Source organism: Leisingera sp. UBA4491 (assembly GCF_002388965.1).
Classification (GTDB): domain Bacteria; phylum Pseudomonadota; class Alphaproteobacteria; order Rhodobacterales; family Rhodobacteraceae; genus Leisingera; species Leisingera aquaemixtae.
The window spans coordinates 150782-169206 of record NZ_DGNN01000028.1 but is presented as its reverse complement, the minus strand read 5'-3'; the positions used below and the strand labels follow the sequence as shown (position 1 = coordinate 169206).

Sequence of the window (18425 nt, the reverse complement as noted above, 5' to 3'; positions counted from 1 at the left end):
TCCTCCCATTTGACAAATCGCGGTCAAGCCGCTCATGACTGAAGGAAGCACAGCAAGCTGACACAAACCTGTCACGGGGCCGCCAAGGCCCGATTGGGAAGGAGCGGCGCCGATGCGCTTCCTGCTGGTTGAAGACAACGAAAGCCTGGCAAAGGCGGTTCTGGACCGGCTGCGGCTGGACGGGCATGTTGTGGACCACGCGCCGGATGTGAGCACCGCCTCTGCATTTTCCGGCACGACGGATTACGATCTGATTTTACTGGATATTATGCTGCCAGATGGGGACGGGCGCAGCTTCCTGAAGGCGCATCGGGAGAACCGCAAGGAAACCCCCGTCATCGTGCTGACGGCCCGCTCGGAGGTGTCTGACCGGGTTGGGATGCTGGACCTTGGCGCCGACGATTACATCACCAAGCCGTTTGATTTTTCCGAGCTTGAGGCGCGCTGCCGGGCGGTGCTGCGGCGGCGCGGCGGCGGCAGTTCCAACCTGCGGCGATTCGGAAACCTGCAGTTCGATCCGATGGCGGGAACCCTGTCCGCTGGCGGCAGGACCGTGGCACTGCGCAACCGGGAATTGCGGCTGCTGGAGGTGTTTCTGAACGCGCCGGACCGGATTTTTTCCAAACCGAATCTGGTCGACCGGCTGTTTTCCTATGACGAGGAGGGATCGGAAAACGCCATCGAGGTCTATGTCGCGCGGCTGCGCAAGCATCTGGCCGGCTCCGGCGTGCAGATCACCACGGTGCGTGGCCTGGGCTACCGGCTGAGCCTGGAATGAACGCAGCGGTCAATGTCAGCGGCTCCCTCCGCCGCCGCCTGCTGCTGCAGCTGGTGGGCAGCGCAGCGCTGCTGGCGGCGGTGCTGTTCTTCGCGGTGCTGGGGTTTGTCCGCACGGTTGCGGAGGAAAGCCACGACAGGATCCTGCTGGCCTCGGCAACCTCGATACTGGACTCCGTGTCGGTGCAGGCGGGGGAGATCACCGCCGACATCCCCTATGCCGCCCTGTCGATGCTGGGCAATGTCAGCGATGACCGGGTGTTTTACCGGATCGCAAGCCCCGCCGGGGTGCTGACCGGATATGCCGATCTGCCGGTGGCGGAAGAGCCGGTGCAGCCGCGGCAGCCGCTGTTCGAAACTGCCGCGTACAAGGGGGAGACGATCCGGGCGGTGACCGTGTCGCGCCGCCTGGCGGCGCAGGGCGCGCCGGTGGCGGTGCAGGTGTCGGTGGCCCAGACCCGCACCGGCCAGGCGGCCTTGCTGGAACAGCTGTTCAGGTCCGCGCTGTTTCTGGGGGTGGGCTTTTTCGTGCTGGCCTCGGGCCTGGCGGTGTGGGCCGCCCAGTCCAGCATCACCCCGCTGCGCTCGCTGACCGAGGCGATCTCGCGGCGCGGCCCCAAGGATCTGCGCCCGGTCACCCGCCCGGTCCCCGCCGAGATGTCGCCGCTGGTCTTGTCGCTCAACAGCTTCATCCGCCGCTTGCAGGCCTCGCTGGCCCGGTCCGAGGATTTCATCGCCGAGGCCGCGCACCGGGTGCGCACGCCGCTGGCGACGGTGCGCGCCCAGGCTGAGGTCACCCTGATGCGGGTGGAGAATGAAGACAACCGGGCCAGCCTGCGCGAGATGATCCGCGCCATCGACGAAAGCTCCCGCGCGGCGGGGCAGCTTTTGGATCACGCGATGGTGTCGTTTCGCACCGACAGCCTGGAGCGGCAGGAGGTCAACCTGACCGCGCTGGCCCGCGATCTGGCCGAGCGGCTGCAGCCGGTGGCGGAGCTGAAGGACATCGGCCTGCATTTCCAAAGCGATGGCGATGTCAGCATCAAGGGCGATGCCATCCTGCTGCAAAACGCGGTGCGCAACATTCTGGACAATGCCATCAAGTATTCGGGACGCGACAGGACGGTGCGGGTGCGCACGGTCCGCAATGGCGGCTGGGGCAATATCGAAGTGGAGGATGAGGCCGGCGGCTTTGCGGGCGAAGACACCGAGGCCCTGACCCGACGGTTCGTCCGCGGCGCCAATGCGGGGGAGACCATCGGCTCGGGGCTGGGGCTGACCATTGCCCGCGAGGTGGCCGAGGCCCACGGCGGCCGCCTGATTATCGAAAACAGCCAGACAGGAGCAGGCGCATGCGTCACGCTTTGTTTTCCGCTCTGCTGACCATACTGGCCCTCGCGGCGGCAGCGGCAGCCGGGTTCGAGGTGGAGGAACGGCATTGGATCGGCCCCGAGGACGGCACCCCGCTGCGGGTGATCTCGACCACGGACACGGCCATACTGGAGCCGCTGATCGGCAGCTTTCTGGAGGAGCATCCGGAGGCGGCGATCGAATACACTGTGGCCAACAGCAGCGAGGTGATGAAGGCGGTGCTGGAGGGGCAGGAGCCGTTCGACGTGGCCCTGTCTTCGGCCATGGACTTGCAGACCAAGCTGGCCAATGACGGGTTCACCCGCCCGCACCGCTCAGCGGCGACTGCGCTGATCCCGGAATGGGGCGAGTGGCGCAACCATGTGTTCGCCTTTTCCCTGGAGCCCGCCTCCATCGTCGTGTCGGCGGCGGCGTTTTCGGGCGGCGAAGCCTTGCGCACGCGGCAGGACCTGATTTCGCTCTTGCGCGCGCAGCCGGAGCGGTTCCGCGGCAAGGTGGGCACCTATGATGTCTCGCTGAGCGGGCTGGGGTATCTCTTTGCGACCCAGGATGCGCGCACGTCGGAAACCTACTGGCGGCTGATGGAGGTCATCGGCAGCCTGGATCCGCAGCTGTTCTGCTGTTCCTCCAGCATGATCGAAAGCGTCGCGTCCGGGGAGATCCTGGTGGCCTATAACGTTCTGGGCAGTTACGCGCGGGCCCGGCGGGATCTGGCGGACAAGATCATCGTGATCGACCCCGAGGATTACACCCATCTGATGATGCGCTCTGCCGTGCTGCTGAAGGGCGGGCGGCAGCCCGGTCTGGCGCGCAGCTTTGCCGACCATCTGGCTGCCGCGGCCTGGTCGCAGCCGCCAGCGGCCAACTATCCGTTCGCGCAGCCGCCGGTTGCCTTTGTGGACAGCGCCAGCCCGAAACGGCCGATTCAGCTGGGGCCGGGCCTGCTGGTCTATCTGGACGCCGAGAAGCGCCGCCGCTTCATGGCAGAATGGTTCAGCGCCGTGCGCAAGCAATAACGCGGTTCCGCGGATGATCCGCCGGCGCCGGGGCTGAGCCGTGGGGGCGAGGGCCGCCGGTGGCGCAAAGACAGCCCCTGCTATACCCCCGGCTGCGCTGCGGCGGCTTTCTGTGCCTGCAGGCCGGTTGCGAACTCCATGAAGGCCCGGATCACCTTCACGTCGCGCCGCTGGGTCAGGTAGACTAGGCTTTCGCTCATCTCCAGACCAGCCCCCTGCAGCCGGTATTGCACCAGGCGGCTGTCATGGCCGAACTCTGCCGCCGACACGAAGCCGACGCCCGCGCCTGAGGCGGCAAGCTCCCGCACCGCCTCGCGCCCTTCGGCGACAATTGCGGGCTTCAGCGTGATCCCTTGCGCGCGGGCGGCCGCTTCGACCTTTTCGCGGGTTTTCGATCCGTCTTCGCGGAACACCAGCGGCAGGTGCGCCAGCTCCCTGAACGTCAGCGTCCGTTGCGAGGCCGGCAGCAGGCCGCGCGCGGCAAAGGCGGTGATCGCGGTCGCGCCGAGGTTCAGAACGCTCATGTCCTTGCCCGGGGTGAGGCTGCCCACGACGCCGATTTCGGCGTTGTAGGCCCGCAGTTCATCCAGGATGGCGCCGGTGTTCCCGGCCCGCAGCGAAATGGTGATATTCGGGTACCGCTGCTGAAACGGCCCCAGAAAGCCGGTCAGATGCTGCGCGGAATCGGCGATGATCCGCAGCTCGCCCCCGGCCGCAGCGCCGCTCTCGGACAGGTGGTCGGCGATCTGGCTCTCGACCTCGAAATAATGCTTCGTCAGCTGCAGCAGCCTGTCGCCCGCGCCAGTCAGGATGACCCGCTTCTTCTCGCGGTGAAACAGCAGCACATCATGGTCCTGCTCCAGCTTCCGCACCTGTTCCGAGACCGCGGGCTGGGTGAGGCTCAGGGCCTCTGCCGCGCGGGAGAAACCGCCGAGGAGGGCGACATGGTGGAAGGCCTTGAGCTGGGAATGGCGCATGGCGGGGCCCTGTTTTTCCATAGGCTGAGCCTATGAGTGGATCGTTTTTTGCAATTTTACATATGGAAATCCCGGCGGCAATGATGCGGGCAACCTGCGTTGGGAGATTGCAGATGAGTGTTTCGACGGACCCGCTTGAACCGCCCCGGCTGGGCGAGCCCTATTTGCTGACGCCGGGGCCGCTGACCACGTCCTTTGCGGTGAAACAGGCGATGCTGCGGGACTGGGGCAGCTGGGACGATGATTTCCGCGCCATGACCCGCGAGATCCGCCGCCGCCTGCTGGCGCTGCTGGGCGCAGGCGCGGAAGCGTTCGACTGCGTGCCGATGCAGGGTTCGGGCAGTTTCGCGGTGGAGGCGATGCTGGGCTCGTTCATTCCCCGCGATGGCAAGGCGCTGGTGCTGGCCAACGGCGCCTACGGCCAGCGCGCGGCGCAGACGCTTCGGTATCTGGGCCGCGATCATGCGGTGCTGGACAAGGGCGACTACCTGCCGCCGCGCGGCGCGGAGGTGGCGCAGATCCTGGCGCAGGACCCCGCAATCACCCATGTGGTGGCGGTCCATTGCGAGACCTCCTCGGGCATTTTGAACCCGGTCGCAGAGATTTCGGAGGCCGTCTATGCGGCGGGGCGCAAGCTGCTGATAGATTCGATGTCGGCCTTCGGCGCGATCGGGCTGGAGCCTGCGCAGATCCGGTTTGAGGCGATGGTGTCCTCGGCCAACAAGTGCATCGAAGGGGTGCCCGGCTTTGGCTTTGTCCTGGCCCGCAAGGCGGAAATCGAGGCCGCCGAGGGTAACAGCCATTCGCTGTCCCTGGATGTGCATGCGCAATGGGCCGCGCTGGAGACAACCGGCCAGTGGCGGTTCACGCCGCCGACGCATGTTGCGGCCTCCTTCCTGGAGGCGCTGCGCGCGCATGAAGCGGAGGGCGGGGTGGCGGCGCGCGGCGCGCGTTATGCCAGGAACCGCGATGTGGTGGTGGCGGGGATGCGGCAGCTGGGGTTTGAGACCCTGCTGGACAGCCGCTGGCTGAGCCCCATCATCGTCACATTCTTTTGCCCTGCGGACCGTAACTTCGAGTTCAGCCGCTTTTACGATCTGATGAAGGCGAAGGGCTTTATCCTCTACCCGGGCAAGCTGACGGTGGTGGACAGCTTCCGCATCGGCTGCATCGGGCAGATGGACGAACATGTGATGCGGCGGGTTGTGGCCGCCGCCAAGGAAACCCTGGCCGAAATGGGGGTCGCCAGCGCGGCGCCGCCCGCTGCGGCCCTGAAAGAACGCGCCAAGCTGGCCGCCTGAGACACAAAGGACTTCAAGATATGACCACTGGAACCCCCTTCACCGGGCCTGTCACCGCCAACGGGCGCAGCTATCCGGCGCCCAAGGTTCCGGCGATTGCCATTTGCCTGGACGGCTGCGAGCCGGAGTACCTGGAGACGGCCATCGCCAAGGGGCTGATGCCAACGCTGAAGCGGATCCGCGAGACCGGCACGGACCGGCTGGCGCATTCGGTGATCCCGTCCTTCACAAATCCCAACAACCTCAGCATCGCGACGGGCCGGCCGCCCGCGGTGCACGGGATCTGCGGCAACTACCTGATCGACCCGGACACAGGCGAGGAGGTGATGATGAACGACGTGCGGTTTTTGCGCGCGCCCACCATCTTCTCGCAATTCTACGAGGCGGGCTGCCGGGTTGCCGTGGTCACCGCCAAGGACAAGCTGCGGGCGCTTTTGGGGGCGGGCCTCAGGTTCGACGAGAACCGGGCGGTCGCGTTCTCCTCGGAGCGGTCGGGGGAGACCACCAAGGCGGAGCACGGCATTGATAACGCCAGCGCATGGCTCGGCATGGCGGTGCCGGAGGTCTATTCGGCGGAGCTGAGCGAGTTCGTCTTTGCCGCCGGGGTAAAGCTGTTGCAGGAGTTCCGGCCGGACGTGATGTATCTGTCGACCACAGATTACATCCAGCACAAGTTCGCGCCGGACCAGCAGGGCGCGCTGGACTTTTATGCGATGTTCGACAGGTATCTGGCGCAACTGGATGAAACGGGCGCGGCCATCGTGGTGACTGCCGATCACGGCATGAAGCCCAAGCACCACGCCGACGGGTCGCCCAATGTGGTTTACCTGCAGGATTATCTGGATGAAAGCCTGGGCGCGGGAAAGGCCCGGGTGATCCTGCCGATTACCGATCCTTATGTCGTCCACCACGGCGCGCTGGGGTCTTTCGCAACTGTCTACCTGCCCGATGGCGTTGAGATGCGCGGGATCATCGCGCAGATTGAGGGCCTGGACGGGATCACCCATGTCTTGGATCAGGATGAGGCCGTGCGCCGCTTTGAGCTGCCAAAGGACCGGATCGGCCATCTGGTGGTGATCTCCGGCGAGAACGTCACCATTGGCACTTCGGCCCACCGCCATGATCTGGCCGCGCTGAAGGAGCCGTTGCGCAGCCATGGCGGGCTGACGGAACAGGAGGTGCCCTTTATCGTGAACCGGGTTCTGGATCTGCCGGAGCAGCCTGAGGCTTTGCGCAACTTTGACGCTTTCTTCTACGCCTGCACCGCGGCGGCGCTGTGAACCAACGGGGGACGCTATGACCAGTATCGAAATCCGCAACGAGGGCATGCGCATCGGCGGCGAGGCCGTTTTTACCGAAGCAAGCGTGCCGGTCCACTACCCCTACACCGGCGAGGTGGTCGGCACCGTGCCCGCGGGGCAGGCAGAGCACGCCCGCATGGCGTTTGAGATTGCGGCGAACTACAGGCCCAGGCTCACCCGCTATGAGCGCAGCCAAATCCTGCAGCGGGCCGGGGAGCTGATCGGCGAGAAGCGCGGCTGGCTGGCCGAATGGCTGGTGCTGGAGCTGGGCATCAGCCGCCAGCATGCGATCTATGAGACCAAGCGGGCACAGGACGTCTTTCAGTTCGCCGCGGCGGAGGCGCTGAAGGATGATGGCGAGATCTTCTCCTGCGACCTGACCCACAACGGCAAGGCGCGCAAGATCTTCACCAAGCGCGAGCCGGTCAAGGCGATCTCGGCCATTACCCCGTTCAACCACCCTCTGAACATGGTCAGCCACAAGGTCGCGCCGGCGATTGCCACCAATAACTGCATGGTCTGCAAGCCGACGGAGCTGACGCCGCTGACCTGCATCGCGCTGGCCGATATCCTCTATGTGGCGGGGCTGCCGCCGGAGATGTTCCAGGTGGTGACCGGCTGGCCGCAGGACATCGGTGATGAGATGATCACCAATGACAACATCGACATCATCACCTTCACCGGCGGCGTGCCGGTGGGCAAGATGATCGCCGAGAAGGGCGTCTATAGGCGCCAGGCGCTGGAGCTGGGGGGCAACGACCCGTTGATCGTGCTGAATGACCTGTCCGATGATGATCTGGACAAGGCCGCCGCCATCGCCGTCGCCGGGGCCACCGGCAATTCCGGCCAGCGCTGCACGGCCATCAAGCGCATCCTGGTGCAGGAAAGCGTTGCGGACCGCTTCGTGCCGCTGGTGCTGGAAAAGGCGCGGAAGATCAGGTTTGGCGATCCGCAGGATCCTGAAACGGAACTGGGCTGCGTGATCCATGAGCAGGCGGCCGAACTGTTCGAGAACCGGGTTTTGCAGGCGGAACGGGAGGGCGCCGAAATCCTCTATCACCCCGGTCGTCAGGGGGCGCTGCTGCCGCCGATCGTCGTGGACAAGGTGCCGCACGGCAGCGAGCTGGTGATGGAGGAGACCTTTGGCCCGATCATCCCGATCGTGCGGGTGCCGGATGATGACGCAGAGGTGATGCGGATCTCGAACTCCACCCAGTTCGGCCTGTCATCGGGCGTCTGCACCAACGATCTGAACCGGGCGATTGCCTATATCAACGGGCTGGACGTCGGCACCTGCAACATCTGGGAGCAGCCCGGCTACCGCATCGAAATGTCCCCGTTCGGCGGCATCAAGGACAGCGGCAACGGGGTCAAGGAAGGGGTCATCGAAGCGATGAAGTTCTTCACCAATGTGAAGACCTATTCGCTGCCCTGGCCGGACTGACCCCCGGCCCGGGCGGGGCCCGCCCCGCGCCTGCGCTCAAAGCCTGTCCAGCACCTTCTGCGCGCTGTCCAGGTATTCCTGCTGCCGCGGCCCGGACATCCTGTCCCAGGTGCTGTAGGCCCGTTTCAGGCGCGGATTGTTGCGCAGCTTGTCCCGGTTGCGCACCAGGAAATCCCAGTACAGCGGGTTGAACGGGCAGGCCTCCTCGCCGGTCTTCTTGGTCACGCTGTAGCGGCAGCCTGCGCAATGGTCGGACATCTTGTTGATGTAATTGCCGCTGGCGGCATAGGGTTTCGACCCCAGCAGGCCGCCGTCGGCATACTGGCTCATGCCGATCACATTGGGGGCTTCCACCCATTCATAGGCGTCGGCGTAGACCGCCAGATACCATTCATGCACCTGATGCGGATCGACGCCCGCCAGCATGGCGAAATTCCCCGTCACCATCAGCCGCTGGATGTGATGGGCATAGGCCTCGTCGCGGGTTTGGCTGACCGCAGCCGCCACGCAGGCCATGTCCGTGTCAGCCGTCCAGTAGAAGCCGGGCAGGGGACGGATGGCCTCCAGAAAGTTTTTCCCGGTATAGCCCGGCATGTTGCGCCAGTAGATCCCGCGCACGTATTCGCGCCAGCCGATGATCTGGCGGATGAACCCCTCGGCCGCGTTGAGGGGGGCATCGCCCGCGTAATAGGCCCGCTCCACCCGGCGGCAGACCTCCAGCGGCTCCAGCAGACCCGCATTGATGTACTGCGACAGGACGGAGTGGTAGAGAAACTTCTCCCCCTCCAGCATCGCATCCTGATAATCGCCGAAGTTCGGCAGCGCCTCCTCGGCGAAGCGCTCCAGGGCCGCCAGCGCATCCTCGCGGGTCACTGCGAACCAGAACGGGCGCAGGGTGCCGAAGTTGCCGCCGAACTGCGCCTCGACCAGATCCAGAACCTCCTCGGTGATCTCATCGGGGCTGGTTTCCGGCGGCTTAGGCAGCGTCAGGCCGTCCTCAGCGGGCTTGCGGTTTTCTTGATCGAAGTTCCATTTGCCGCCCTCCGGCTCATCGCCGTCCATCAGCAGCTCGGTTTCACGGCGCATCTCGCGGTAGAAATACTCCATCCGCAGCTGCTTGCGGCCCTCGGCCCATTCGCCAAACCGCTCATGGGAACACAGAAACCGGCTGTCCTGCAGTATATCCAAGGGAATATCCGCCGCCTCCGCCCAGTCCTCAAAGGCAGATTTCAGCCGGTATTCGCCGGGTTCGGTCACAACCGCGCGGGCAACCGGATGCGTCTCGCGCAGCCTGTCGGCCTCGCCGGTCAGGCTGCCGGTGTTGTCCGGGTCGTCCAGCCGCACGTAATGCACCTGCCAGCCGTCCTCCTTGAGTGCCTTGGCGAAATGGCGCATTGCCGAAAACAGGAACGCGATCTTCTTCTTGTGGTGCCGGACATAACCGGCTTCCTCCGCAACTTCCGCCATCAGGACGATATCGCGGTCAGGGTCTGCGTCCTTGAGCGCGGCAATGTTGCGGTTGAGCTGATCGCCCAGAATGAGGATGAGGCTGCGGCCGGCGGGCTGATCGTCAGAGGCGGTCATCGGGTGTCACCGCCGGGGCTTAGCTGGCAGGCCGCATGGTGGCGACCAGCTCCGCGGCCTTGAGGCCGAATTTGCGCATCTCCGATTTGTTCATGATCACCCCGTTTGCGGTGAGATACAGCCAGTCGGTGGCCTGCAGCGTGTGCCCGCCTGCGCTTTCGGGCAGGATGATCTCGTAGGTCAGCTGCACGGTGGAGCCGGACACGATGCCCTTGGCCTCTCCGGCAAGGTCATCGGCTGTGGCGGTGAACGTGTTGCCGGGCCCAAGGGTGAGAAACCATTTCCGGCTTTGGGTAACGCCGTTGGAATAGGTGAACTCTTCGCTCAGCGTGCCGGTGTCGCCGTCCCATTCGCCCACCATCCTGGCGGTGAAGCTGTTGGCCATCTTGCCGGTGGGGCCGAAAATCACCCCTTCCGACAGGATCTCGCCAGAGAGGTGCTTGGTCAGGATGAACTGCGGGCCGGTGTCCGCGTAATCCTCCGGGGACTGGAAGCGGAAGCTGAACAAGTAGGTTTTTGCAATCATCGCAAGCACGATGAGGGCGAGGGCGAGGGTCAGGAGTTTCATGCGGTTGCTCTTTCTGATGGCAGGGTCAGGGCAAAGGCGAAGGCGGCGGTTTTCAGAACGCAGGGCAGGACGGCATAGGCCAGGGCCAGCGCGCTCAGCGCCTGCGGGCTGTTGTCCGCCCCGGGCTGGAAGCCCTGCTGTTCCAGCAGCGGCAGCGCCAGGGCGGCGGCCAGCGCCAGCGCCAGCTTGCCGGCAAAGGACCAGATCCCGAAGGCGGCGGAGGCGTTGAGGCCCGCGCGGGTCAGCGCGACGCTGAACATGGCGGGCAGCAGCACCATGTCAGCGCCCAGGGTGGCGCCCGACACCGCGCAGATCACCGCAAAGCCCAGCAGGCTGCCCGGCCCCAGAAAGGCTGCGCCGGCAAAGCTGGCAATGGCCAGCGGCATGGCGATCAGCAAGGTCTGTTTCGCCCCGATCCGCTGGCTGAGGCGCGCCCACAGCGGCACGCTGAGCCCGGCGCAGAGGAAAAACAGCACCAGCAGCGGCCCTGCATAAGCGGGCAGGTTCAGCCGGTCCTCGACAAAGAACAGGAACAGGGTGGAGGTCAGCGCCACCGGCAGGCTGTTGAGCACCGCCAGCGCCAGCAGGCGCACCGCGCCGGCCTGGGTCAGCGCCATCGCCGACAGCGGCTGGCCGGTGACGGCCGGGCGGCTCCACATGGGCCGGGTGGCCGCCGCGGTCAGCAGGGCAAAGCCGCCCAGGGTCAGGCCAAAGGCGGCATAGCCCTGTCCTGCGGCTCCGAGCGCCACAAGAACCGCCGGCGCGATGGCGGCAAAGATCACACCGCTCAGCATTCCCGCCTCGCGGAAGGCGGCCAGCGTCATCAGCTCGCGCGGGGTGGAGTGTTTGGCCAGCGTGGCACTGCGGCCATACAGCAGGATCATGCCAAGGCTGTAGGCCGAGAACAGCAAGAGCAGGATCAAGACCAGCTTAGGCACCACCAGCGGGCCCGCTGTCAGGCCAAACAGCAGCGGAAAGCCGACGGCCAGACCGCCTGCCGCCGCCAGCGCAAACCAAAGCTGCGCCCCGGGCCAGCGGTCAATGGCCCAGCCGATCAGCGGGTCCTGAACCAGATCGAACAGGCGGATCGCCAAGAGGATGCCGCCAAGCGCCCCCAGCCCGATCCCCAATGTCACCGAGGCAAACTGCGGCAGGTGAATATAAAGCGGGATCCCCGCCGAGGCGAGCATCATCGCATAGAGGCTGACGCGCGGATACAGCATCATCAGCCCAGAAGCGCGCGGGTGAACCGGGCAGAGCGGGTGTTTGCGCCGACAAAGATCGACATGAAGCCGCGCTTGATACCGGGCTGGCTCAGGGTGCAGGCGGTGCGCCCGTTGCGCAGGAACGTCACCCGGTCCGGTCCCTGGCTGACGGCGAGATAGCGGTCGCCGGGGGAGACGGCCTGGAAACAGGCCTCGAACCGGGCGCGGGCCGGGGCGGGATGCCCCAGGCGCCGCATCTCGCGCAGGGTGGATTCGACCAGATCCTTCTGGCTCAGCCGGCGCTGATAGGTCAGCTCGATCCCGAAATCCTGCGACCAGTCCAAAGGCGCTGCGCCCCGCGTGAACAGCCGCGCCTGATAGACCGGAGAACCAAGGAACCGGAACGTCGCCGCGCCGCGCTGTTCGGCCCCCGGCAGCAGCGACTGCACCGGGGAGGCAAAGCCTGCCGCCGGAACCGCCAGCAGGCACAGGGTCAGAAGCAGCTTACGCATGGGCCAGCTCCACCTGCACCACATTGGTGTGGCCGATGGCAAAGGAGGCGGCGCAGATCTCCAGATAGTACTGCCAGTTGCGGAAGAACGCCTCGCCATAGCCCAGCTCTGTGATCCGGCGCTTCTGCGCGGCCAGGCGCTCTGCCCAGATCCGGCAGGTGCGGGCGTAATCCTGGCCGAAGGCGAAACTGTCCGCGACCTGCAGCCCGGCGGATCTTGCCTGCTGCGCGATCATCTGGTCGGACAGCAGCATGCCGCCGGGAAAGACATACTGGCGGATATAGTCGGAGGAGGTGCGGTAGGTCGGGAAGAAGTCATCGCGCACCGTGATCGCCTGCAGCAGCACCCGGCCGCCTTCAGCCAGGCTCGTCTTGAGCTTGGCGAAATAGCTGGGCCAATACCGCTCGCCCACGGCCTCGATCATCTCGATGGAGACGATGCTGGAGAATTTTCCGTCGATGTCGCGGTAATCACGCAGCTGGATGTCGGCGCGCCCGTCCAGGCGGCTTTCGGCATAGCTGTGCTGGTTGCGCGAGATGGTGACGCCGGTCACATCGCGGCCCTCGGCACTGGCTTGTTCGGCAAAACCGCCCCAGCCGCAGCCGATCTCCAGCACCTGCTCGCCATCCCCCAGCCGCGACAGAATGCGGGCGTTCTTGCGGGTCTGCGCCTGCGCCAGATCATCGCCCTCCGCCGCGAACAGGCCGGAGGAATAGGTCATGCCATCGTCCAGCCACAGCTGGTAGAACTCATTGCCGACATCGTAATGGGCGCGGATGTTCTTGCGCGCGCCGCGTTTGGAATTGGCCCGCAGCAGGGTGTCGACAATGCGGAATTTGGCGCGGTTCAGCGGGCTGGCCTGATCGTAGCTGCCCAGGTGATCCCGGTTGCGCATCGCCAGCTGCATCAGGGCATCGACCGACGGGGTGTCCCACAAGCCCTGCACATAGGTTTCGCCCAGCCCGACCTGGCCGTGCGCCGCCATCGCGGAAACCGCGGCCCAGTCGTTGATCTGCATCTCGGCCTCGGGGCCGCTGTCGCCGAATTCATACCGTGCGCCATCCGGGGTGCGCAGCGTCAGCCGCCCCTCACGCAGTCGCGCGCAGGTGTTCAGGAATTGCGACTGAAGGGCTTTGTCCGTGAAGGCCATGATCCGTTCCTTTGACCAAAGAGGAGGGGAGAGCGTTCATCATGCGGACAATCCGCATGGCGCTGGCGATACCGTCTTCGTGAAAGCCGTGGCGGTTGTAGGCGCCGGCAAACCAGGTCCTGTTCTGCCCTTGCATCGCCCGGATCTGGTGCTGCGCCCGCAGCGCCGCCTTGTCGAAAACCGGATGCGAGAATTCCACCGTGTCATAGACTTTGTCCGCAGGAATGGGGCGGCTCGGATTCAGGGTCACGAACAGCGGATCGCTTTCGGGGATGCTTTGCAGGCGGTTCATCCAGTAGGTGACGCCAACGCCGCCGTCCTGACTGCGGTAGGCCCAGCTGGACCAGCAGCTGCGCCGCTTGGGCATCTGGCCTTCGTCGCAATGCAGAACCGCCGTGTTCGGCTGATAGCGGATCGCCCCCAGCGCTGCGGCCTCGGCCGGTGTGGCATCTGCCGCCAGGATGGCCAGCGCCTGATCGGAATGGCAGGCAAGGATGATGTCGTCGAACAGGCGCGGGTCTGCGCCCTCTGCCTGCACCGAAACGCCGCCCGCCTGCCGGGTGACCTGCCGGATCGGGCTGCCGGTGCGGATCTCGCAGCCGCGCGCAACCAGCGCCGCCTCCAGCCGGCGGACATATTCGATGCTGCCGCCCTTGACCGTCCACCACTGGTGCTTGCCGGTGCCCGCCAGCAGCGCGTGGTTGCGGAAGAAGCGGACCAGCGACTTGGCCGGGAAGGCATCGACGTCGGTGACCGGGGTCGACCAGATCGCGCCGCACATCGGCATCAGGTAATGGTTGCGGAACCAGCTGCCCAGGCCCAGCTCCTCCACCAGCTCGCCAATGGTCTTGTCGTCATCGGTGGCGGCGGCCTCGGCCCGTTTGCCGAAGCGCACGATATCGGCGACCATCTTGTGAAACTGCGGCCGCACCAGGTTGCGCTTCTGCGCCGCCAGCATCCGCAGGCTGTTCAGCCCGTATTCCAGGCGGCCGTCGTCGATGCTGGCGCAAAAGCTCATCTCGCTTTTGATCACCGGCACGTCCAGCTCGCGGAACAGCCGGGTAAGGTAAGGGTAGGTGACATAGTTGAACACGATGAAGCCGGTATCGACCGGCTGGTCGCCGTTCTTGCCCGCCAGAACGGTGCGGGCATGGCCGCCCAGCCGGGGGGCGGCCTCAAACAAGGTGACGTCATGGCTGACCGCCAGATAATACGCCGCGGACAGACCGGAAATACCGCCTCCCGCGATGGCGATCTTGCGGCGTGGCCCCTGAGTTTGATCCAGCATGCGACGGTTTTCCCTTGCTGTTGTTTGGACCGGATACGCCGCAGGCAAGAAAGCGGATCACCGCTTTCGCGATAAAACTGTGCTTGCGGGTGATCCGGGGCGGCGGCGCCTGCGTAACCGGTGCATGATTGAGCATGTTTCAGCACAGACATTTCATGCCCGCCGGGGGCGCCTGAAAAACGCCTTCCGCTATGGCGTGGACTACGTTCTGACCGATATGACCAGTGGTGCGCCGCCGCTGCTGTCGCGCAACCGCTTCAATCTGTTTTCGATCCACGACCGCCGCCACGGCGGCCCGCGCGGCTGCGGCCGCGGCATCCTGTGGTTCCGGGAGGAGCTGGAGCGGCGCGGCTTTCCTTTGGAGGGCGCCCAGCTGCTGCTGCTGACCCAGCCGAGCTTCCTGTGGTTTCACTTCAACCCGGTCAGTTTCTGGATTGCAGTCCGGGACGGCAGCCCGCGTGCCTTTATCGCGGAGGTGAACAACACCTTTGGCCACCGCCACTGCTATTTCGCGGCGCACCCGGACTTCCGCCCGATCCGGCGCAGCGATGTGATCGAAGCGGAGAAGCTGATGCATGTCTCGCCGTTTCAGCAGGTCGCCGGGCGCTACCGGTTCAATTTCGGGATGACGGACCAGGCGTTCAACATACGGATTTATTATACCAACGGGGCCGAGGGCGTGCTGGCCACGCTGGACGGGCCGCGCCGCCCGGTGACATCCGGCGGCCTGCTGCGCGCCGCGCTGCGCAGGCCCTTCGGGGCGGCCCGCGTGGTGGCGCTGATTTACTGGCAGGCGCTCAGGCTTTGGATCAAGCGGGCGCCGTTCCTGCGCAAGCCGCCACCGCCAAAGCCGCTGATTTCCGACAGTTCGACATTTTCCGGAGGCGGAGCATGACAGACTTTGCAGGCAAGACGATCTGGCTGGTCGGGGCCAGTCACGGGCTGGGGCGCGCGGTGGCGCGGAAGCTCGACCGGGCCGGCGCCCGGCTGGTTCTGTCGGCGCGGTCCGAAGACGCGCTGGAGGAGCTGGCGCAGGAACTGACGCAGGCGCGGGCGGTGCCGCTGGATGTGACCGATGCGGAGTCGGTCGCAGAGGCTGCCCGCCGGGCCGGTCCGGTTGATGCGCTGGTCTACAACGCCGGCGCCTACGAGCCGATGCGGACCCAGGACTGGGATGCGGACGCGGTGCTGGGGATGAGCGACGTGAATTTCACCGGCGCGCTGCGGGTTCTGGGGCAGATCGTGCCGGCGTTCGTGAAGGCCGGGCGCGGCGATATCACCCTGGTCGGGTCCTTGGCGGGATACCGGGGGCTGCCGGCCTCAATCGGCTATGGCGCCAGCAAGGCGGCGCTGATCAGCCTGGCGGAAACCATGCGCCTTGACCTGAGGGACAGCGGCGTCACCGTCCGCGTGGTCAATCCGGGCTTTATCAAAACCCGGCTGACGGACAAGAACAGCTTTAAGATGCCGCAGCTGATGGAGCCTGAGGAGGCCGCCGGGCATGTGGTGTCCGCGATGCGGTCGCGGCGGTTCCGGACGGATTTCCCGCGTCCCTTTTCCTATGCGATCAGAGCGTTTGAGCTGCTGCCCGACTGGCTGGTCTACCGCGGAAAGTAAGCGGGGCCGCCGCACGGGCGGCGCCCCCGGCGTGCGGGCCTCAGATCCGGAACAGCGGCTGCAGCAGGCGCGGCATCAGCGCCTTGAACCGCAGCGGCGCGTCGGTGGCCGCCAGGCAGATGCAGGGATCGCCGGCATCCGCAACCGGCGTATGGTCCAGGTTCTCGTCGCCGATTTCGACATCGCCCACACCAAACCGCCCGGTCTCGTCGCTGAAACTGCCCTGCAGCACCAGGGTCAGCTCCAGCCCGTTGTGACTGTGATCCGGCACCGCCTGCCCCGCAGGGATATACAGCAGCCGGGCGGATCCCGCCGCATCTTCGAACAGGATGTCCTGTTTCACCCCCATCCCCAGCGTCTTCCAGCGCAGCGGCCGCCCTTTCAGCGACTGCATCACCGGTCCGGGGTAGATACCGGCAGCGTCATACACCGGCTCCGGCGCTGCGGGGGCGTCCAGCTGCGCCATCAGTTTCGGCTTTGCGTCCTGCGTCAAGGCCGCGCAAGCGGACGTTTCCAGCAGCGCGCCGCCAACCGCCTGATGCGCGCCAAGCGCCGCCTGGCAGTCGCGGCAATAGGACAGGTGGCTGGCGACAACCATGGAATAGGCGTGCGGCAGGCTGCCGGACGCATAGGCCGCGATCATCGGATCGGGGATGTGATGTGTGATTGCAGGCATTCAACGCAATCCTTTTAGTTCCTTGCGCAGCCGCCCAAGGCCAAGGCGGATACGCGACTTTACTGTTCCCAGCGGCAAGCCGGTCTGGGTGCTGATCTCCTGATGGGTCAAATCCCCGATATAGGCCTTTTCGATCATCTCCTTCTGATCGGGGTGAAGCTGCTGGATCGCTTGCTTCAGGTGCAGGGCCTCCTGCTCCAGGGCGAGGATCTGGCTGGCGTCGGGCTCGGTTCCGGGATCCTCTCCCAGTTCATCGGGCACCGGCCGGCTTTCCTTGCGGACGATATCTATATGGCGGTTGCGGGCGATCTGGTAGATCCAGGCCGACGCCTGCGCCTTGTGCGGGTCAAACATCGCCGCCTTGCGCCAGATCGTCAGCATGACGTCCTGGACGATTTCCTCGGCAAGCGCAGGCCGCGCGCCGCATCGGATGATGAACCCTTTGAGCCGCGGGGCCAGGAAATCGAACATGTCGCCGAACGCCGCACGGTCCCGGTGGTCGCGCACAGCCAAAAGCCAGACGGTCAGCTCAGAATAGGTTTTGTCTCTTGACACTACTGCTTTGCCCTCAGGGGATGCCCGAAGCACAGCGGTTTTTCCGGGCGGCCTATCCAAGTTTAGTGTCAGCATAGTCCGGTTACGGAGCGCTGGGAAAGTTGGATCACGGGCTATCGCATTTTTTACGCGGGGCAGATGCCGGCAGTGCAGGCAAACTGATCCGCCTGCGGCGGCGGCGCGTAACAGCTGCAAACAGCTTTCAGGAAGGTGACTGCTTATGCGCAATATTGTTGTCAGCGGCGGGTCCGGGGCGATCGGGTCGGCCTTTGTCGGCGAACTGGCCCGCAAATACCCGCACGCCCGCATCCACAGCCTGTCGCGCAACCCGGATGCCCCCGTCCCGGAGGGCGTGCAAAGGCTGCCGGTGGATTATCTGGACGAGGAAAGCCTGAAAGCCGCGGCGGAACAGGTCGCCAAGGCGGGCGCGGTTGATCTGATGATCGTGGCGGGGGGGATCCTGCATCAGGGGGATTTGATGCCGGAAAAGTCGCTGCGGGAGCTGAGCGCCGAAAAACTCCTGGCGCTGTTCACCGCCAACACGGTCGTCCCGGCCCTGACCGCCAAGCATTTCCTGCCGCTGTTGCCGCGGGACCGGCGGGGGGTCTTAGCCGCCCTGTCCGCGCGTGTCGGCAGCATCTCCGACAACCATCTGGGGGGCTGGTATTCCTACCGGGCGTCCAAGGCCGCGCTGAACATGATCATCCGCAATGCCGCGATCGAAATCCGCCGCCGCAACCCGCAGGCCATTGCCGCCGGGCTGCATCCCGGCACGGTGGAAAGCGGCCTGTCCCAGCCCTTCCTACGCAACGTCGCCCCGGAGAAACGCTTCTCGCCGCAGTATTCGGTGTCCCGGATGCTGGATGTGATCGCCGCCCTGACGCCTGACGACAGCGGCCAGTGTTTCGCCTGGGACGGCAGCCTTATCGAACCCTGACCCGCCGCAAGCGCCAGAGCTGCCCCGAAGGCCTTTACCCGGGGCCAAAGGCGGGATCGTGATCGGGGGCGGGCGTCCCCGTCGCGGAAGCGGAGCCCAAATTTCTGGCACAATGCCTCCCTCTGCTTGGCCGTATGCGGCAGGCT

General features: G+C 65.5%; 18 protein-coding genes. 9 read left to right on the top strand and 9 right to left on the bottom strand.

What is annotated here, in order from left to right:
• Window positions 1–112 precede the first annotated feature (112 nt).
• The 3 genes from B2P87_RS17130 to B2P87_RS17120 are packed head-to-tail and all read left to right on the top strand — an operon-like array spanning window position 113 to window position 3164.
• Entirely contained in the window at window positions 113–778 is a 666-nt protein-coding gene (locus B2P87_RS17130; protein ID WP_058286260.1) for a response regulator transcription factor, read from the top strand.
• Window positions 775–2160, top strand: coding sequence for a sensor histidine kinase (locus B2P87_RS17125; protein ID WP_141889388.1), 1386 nt, complete (start codon window positions 775–777; stop codon window positions 2158–2160). Before B2P87_RS17130 ends, B2P87_RS17125 begins: the two co-directional genes overlap by 4 nt.
• Complete coding sequence (locus B2P87_RS17120) at window positions 2130–3164, top strand: ABC transporter substrate-binding protein (RefSeq protein WP_141889389.1); 1035 nt, start codon at window positions 2130–2132, stop codon at window positions 3162–3164. The genes B2P87_RS17125 and B2P87_RS17120 overlap by 31 nt, the downstream gene beginning before the upstream one ends.
• A gap of 80 nt (window positions 3165–3244) precedes the next feature.
• Here B2P87_RS17120 and B2P87_RS17115 read toward each other — a convergent pair whose 3' ends face one another.
• On the bottom strand, window positions 3245–4141 hold the full coding sequence (locus tag B2P87_RS17115; RefSeq protein ID WP_141889390.1) for a LysR substrate-binding domain-containing protein: 897 nt from the start codon (window positions 4139–4141) through the stop codon (window positions 3245–3247).
• Window positions 4142–4254: 113 nt separating this feature from the next.
• On the opposite strand from B2P87_RS17115, the gene B2P87_RS17110 reads away from it, so the two are divergent.
• Genes B2P87_RS17110 through phnY form a run of 3 tightly spaced genes read left to right on the top strand, consistent with a single transcriptional unit; the run spans window position 4255 to window position 8187 of the window.
• Window positions 4255–5442 (top strand): 2-aminoethylphosphonate--pyruvate transaminase, encoded by a 1188-nt coding sequence (locus B2P87_RS17110; RefSeq protein ID WP_141889391.1) that lies wholly within the window; start codon window positions 4255–4257, stop codon window positions 5440–5442.
• 20 nt (window positions 5443–5462) lie between these two features.
• Complete coding sequence (gene phnA / locus B2P87_RS17105; protein ID WP_141889392.1) at window positions 5463–6722, top strand: phosphonoacetate hydrolase; 1260 nt, start codon at window positions 5463–5465, stop codon at window positions 6720–6722.
• A gap of 16 nt (window positions 6723–6738) precedes the next feature.
• Window positions 6739–8187: a phosphonoacetaldehyde dehydrogenase gene (gene phnY, locus B2P87_RS17100; RefSeq protein ID WP_141889393.1), complete on the top strand. Its 1449-nt coding sequence runs from the start codon at window positions 6739–6741 to the stop codon at window positions 8185–8187.
• Window positions 8188–8223: 36 nt separating this feature from the next.
• On the opposite strand, the gene B2P87_RS17095 is transcribed toward phnY, so the two are convergent.
• Genes B2P87_RS17095 through B2P87_RS17070 form a run of 6 tightly spaced genes read right to left on the bottom strand, consistent with a single transcriptional unit; the run spans window position 8224 to window position 14494 of the window.
• On the bottom strand, window positions 8224–9771 hold the full coding sequence (locus B2P87_RS17095; protein WP_141889394.1) for a cryptochrome/photolyase family protein: 1548 nt from the start codon (window positions 9769–9771) through the stop codon (window positions 8224–8226).
• Window positions 9772–9790: 19 nt separating this feature from the next.
• Window positions 9791–10339, bottom strand: coding sequence for a DUF3833 family protein (locus B2P87_RS17090; RefSeq protein WP_141889395.1), 549 nt, complete (start codon window positions 10337–10339; stop codon window positions 9791–9793).
• Window positions 10336–11562 (bottom strand): MFS transporter, encoded by a 1227-nt coding sequence (locus tag B2P87_RS17085; protein WP_141889396.1) that lies wholly within the window; start codon window positions 11560–11562, stop codon window positions 10336–10338. The genes B2P87_RS17090 and B2P87_RS17085 overlap by 4 nt, the downstream gene beginning before the upstream one ends.
• 2 nt (window positions 11563–11564) lie before the next feature.
• A complete protein-coding gene (locus B2P87_RS17080) occupies window positions 11565–12056 on the bottom strand; it encodes a hypothetical protein (protein WP_141889397.1) in 492 nt (163 codons plus the stop codon).
• Window positions 12049–13206: an SAM-dependent methyltransferase gene (locus B2P87_RS17075; RefSeq protein WP_141889398.1), complete on the bottom strand. Its 1158-nt coding sequence runs from the start codon at window positions 13204–13206 to the stop codon at window positions 12049–12051. Before B2P87_RS17075 ends, B2P87_RS17080 begins: the two co-directional genes overlap by 8 nt.
• The gene (locus B2P87_RS17070) at window positions 13145–14494 is read right to left on the bottom strand and encodes an NAD(P)/FAD-dependent oxidoreductase (protein ID WP_141889399.1); all 1350 of its coding nucleotides are present in this window, start codon (window positions 14492–14494) and stop codon (window positions 13145–13147) included. Before B2P87_RS17070 ends, B2P87_RS17075 begins: the two co-directional genes overlap by 62 nt.
• 124 nt (window positions 14495–14618) lie before the next feature.
• On the opposite strand from B2P87_RS17070, the gene B2P87_RS17065 reads away from it, so the two are divergent.
• Together B2P87_RS17065 and B2P87_RS17060 are read left to right on the top strand one after the other, a co-directional pair.
• Window positions 14619–15389, top strand: coding sequence for a DUF1365 domain-containing protein (locus B2P87_RS17065; protein ID WP_141889400.1), 771 nt, complete (start codon window positions 14619–14621; stop codon window positions 15387–15389).
• Window positions 15386–16111, top strand: coding sequence for an SDR family NAD(P)-dependent oxidoreductase (locus tag B2P87_RS17060; protein ID WP_141889401.1), 726 nt, complete (start codon window positions 15386–15388; stop codon window positions 16109–16111). Before B2P87_RS17065 ends, B2P87_RS17060 begins: the two co-directional genes overlap by 4 nt.
• A 40-nt stretch (window positions 16112–16151) precedes the next feature.
• On the opposite strand, the gene B2P87_RS17055 is transcribed toward B2P87_RS17060, so the two are convergent.
• Both B2P87_RS17055 and B2P87_RS17050 read right to left on the bottom strand, forming a co-directional pair.
• Window positions 16152–16787 (bottom strand): ChrR family anti-sigma-E factor, encoded by a 636-nt coding sequence (locus B2P87_RS17055; RefSeq protein ID WP_141889402.1) that lies wholly within the window; start codon window positions 16785–16787, stop codon window positions 16152–16154.
• Window positions 16788–17342 (bottom strand): sigma-70 family RNA polymerase sigma factor, encoded by a 555-nt coding sequence (locus B2P87_RS17050; protein ID WP_141889403.1) that lies wholly within the window; start codon window positions 17340–17342, stop codon window positions 16788–16790.
• 220 nt (window positions 17343–17562) lie between these two features.
• On the opposite strand from B2P87_RS17050, the gene B2P87_RS17045 reads away from it, so the two are divergent.
• Complete coding sequence (locus tag B2P87_RS17045) at window positions 17563–18279, top strand: SDR family NAD(P)-dependent oxidoreductase (protein ID WP_141889404.1); 717 nt, start codon at window positions 17563–17565, stop codon at window positions 18277–18279.
• The last annotated feature ends 146 nt before the right edge of the window (window positions 18280–18425 follow it).

Bases quoted from the DNA above. Each gene is read 5' to 3' on its own strand.
- B2P87_RS17095 (WP_141889394.1), bottom strand. From the start codon at position 9,771: ATGACCGCCTCTGACGATCAGCCCGCCGGCCGCAGCCTCATCCTCATT.
- B2P87_RS17055 (WP_141889402.1), bottom strand. From the start codon at position 16,787: ATGCCTGCAATCACACATCACATCCCCGATCCGATGATCGCGGCCTAT.
- B2P87_RS17075 (WP_141889398.1), bottom strand. From the start codon at position 13,206: ATGGCCTTCACGGACAAAGCCCTTCAGTCGCAATTCCTGAACACCTGC.
- B2P87_RS17120 (WP_141889389.1), top strand. From the start codon at position 2,130: ATGCGTCACGCTTTGTTTTCCGCTCTGCTGACCATACTGGCCCTCGCG.
- B2P87_RS17110 (WP_141889391.1), top strand. From the start codon at position 4,255: ATGAGTGTTTCGACGGACCCGCTTGAACCGCCCCGGCTGGGCGAGCCC.
- B2P87_RS17070 (WP_141889399.1), bottom strand. From the start codon at position 14,494: ATGCTGGATCAAACTCAGGGGCCACGCCGCAAGATCGCCATCGCGGGA.
- B2P87_RS17090 (WP_141889395.1), bottom strand. From the start codon at position 10,339: ATGAAACTCCTGACCCTCGCCCTCGCCCTCATCGTGCTTGCGATGATT.
- B2P87_RS17085 (WP_141889396.1), bottom strand. From the start codon at position 11,562: ATGCTGTATCCGCGCGTCAGCCTCTATGCGATGATGCTCGCCTCGGCG.
- B2P87_RS17065 (WP_141889400.1), top strand. From the start codon at position 14,619: ATGATTGAGCATGTTTCAGCACAGACATTTCATGCCCGCCGGGGGCGC.
- B2P87_RS17115 (WP_141889390.1), bottom strand. From the start codon at position 4,141: ATGCGCCATTCCCAGCTCAAGGCCTTCCACCATGTCGCCCTCCTCGGC.
- B2P87_RS17130 (WP_058286260.1), top strand. From the start codon at position 113: ATGCGCTTCCTGCTGGTTGAAGACAACGAAAGCCTGGCAAAGGCGGTT.
- phnA (WP_141889392.1), top strand. From the start codon at position 5,463: ATGACCACTGGAACCCCCTTCACCGGGCCTGTCACCGCCAACGGGCGC.
- B2P87_RS17060 (WP_141889401.1), top strand. From the start codon at position 15,386: ATGACAGACTTTGCAGGCAAGACGATCTGGCTGGTCGGGGCCAGTCAC.
- B2P87_RS17125 (WP_141889388.1), top strand. From the start codon at position 775: ATGAACGCAGCGGTCAATGTCAGCGGCTCCCTCCGCCGCCGCCTGCTG.
- phnY (WP_141889393.1), top strand. From the start codon at position 6,739: ATGACCAGTATCGAAATCCGCAACGAGGGCATGCGCATCGGCGGCGAG.
- B2P87_RS17080 (WP_141889397.1), bottom strand. From the start codon at position 12,056: ATGCGTAAGCTGCTTCTGACCCTGTGCCTGCTGGCGGTTCCGGCGGCA.
- B2P87_RS17045 (WP_141889404.1), top strand. From the start codon at position 17,563: ATGCGCAATATTGTTGTCAGCGGCGGGTCCGGGGCGATCGGGTCGGCC.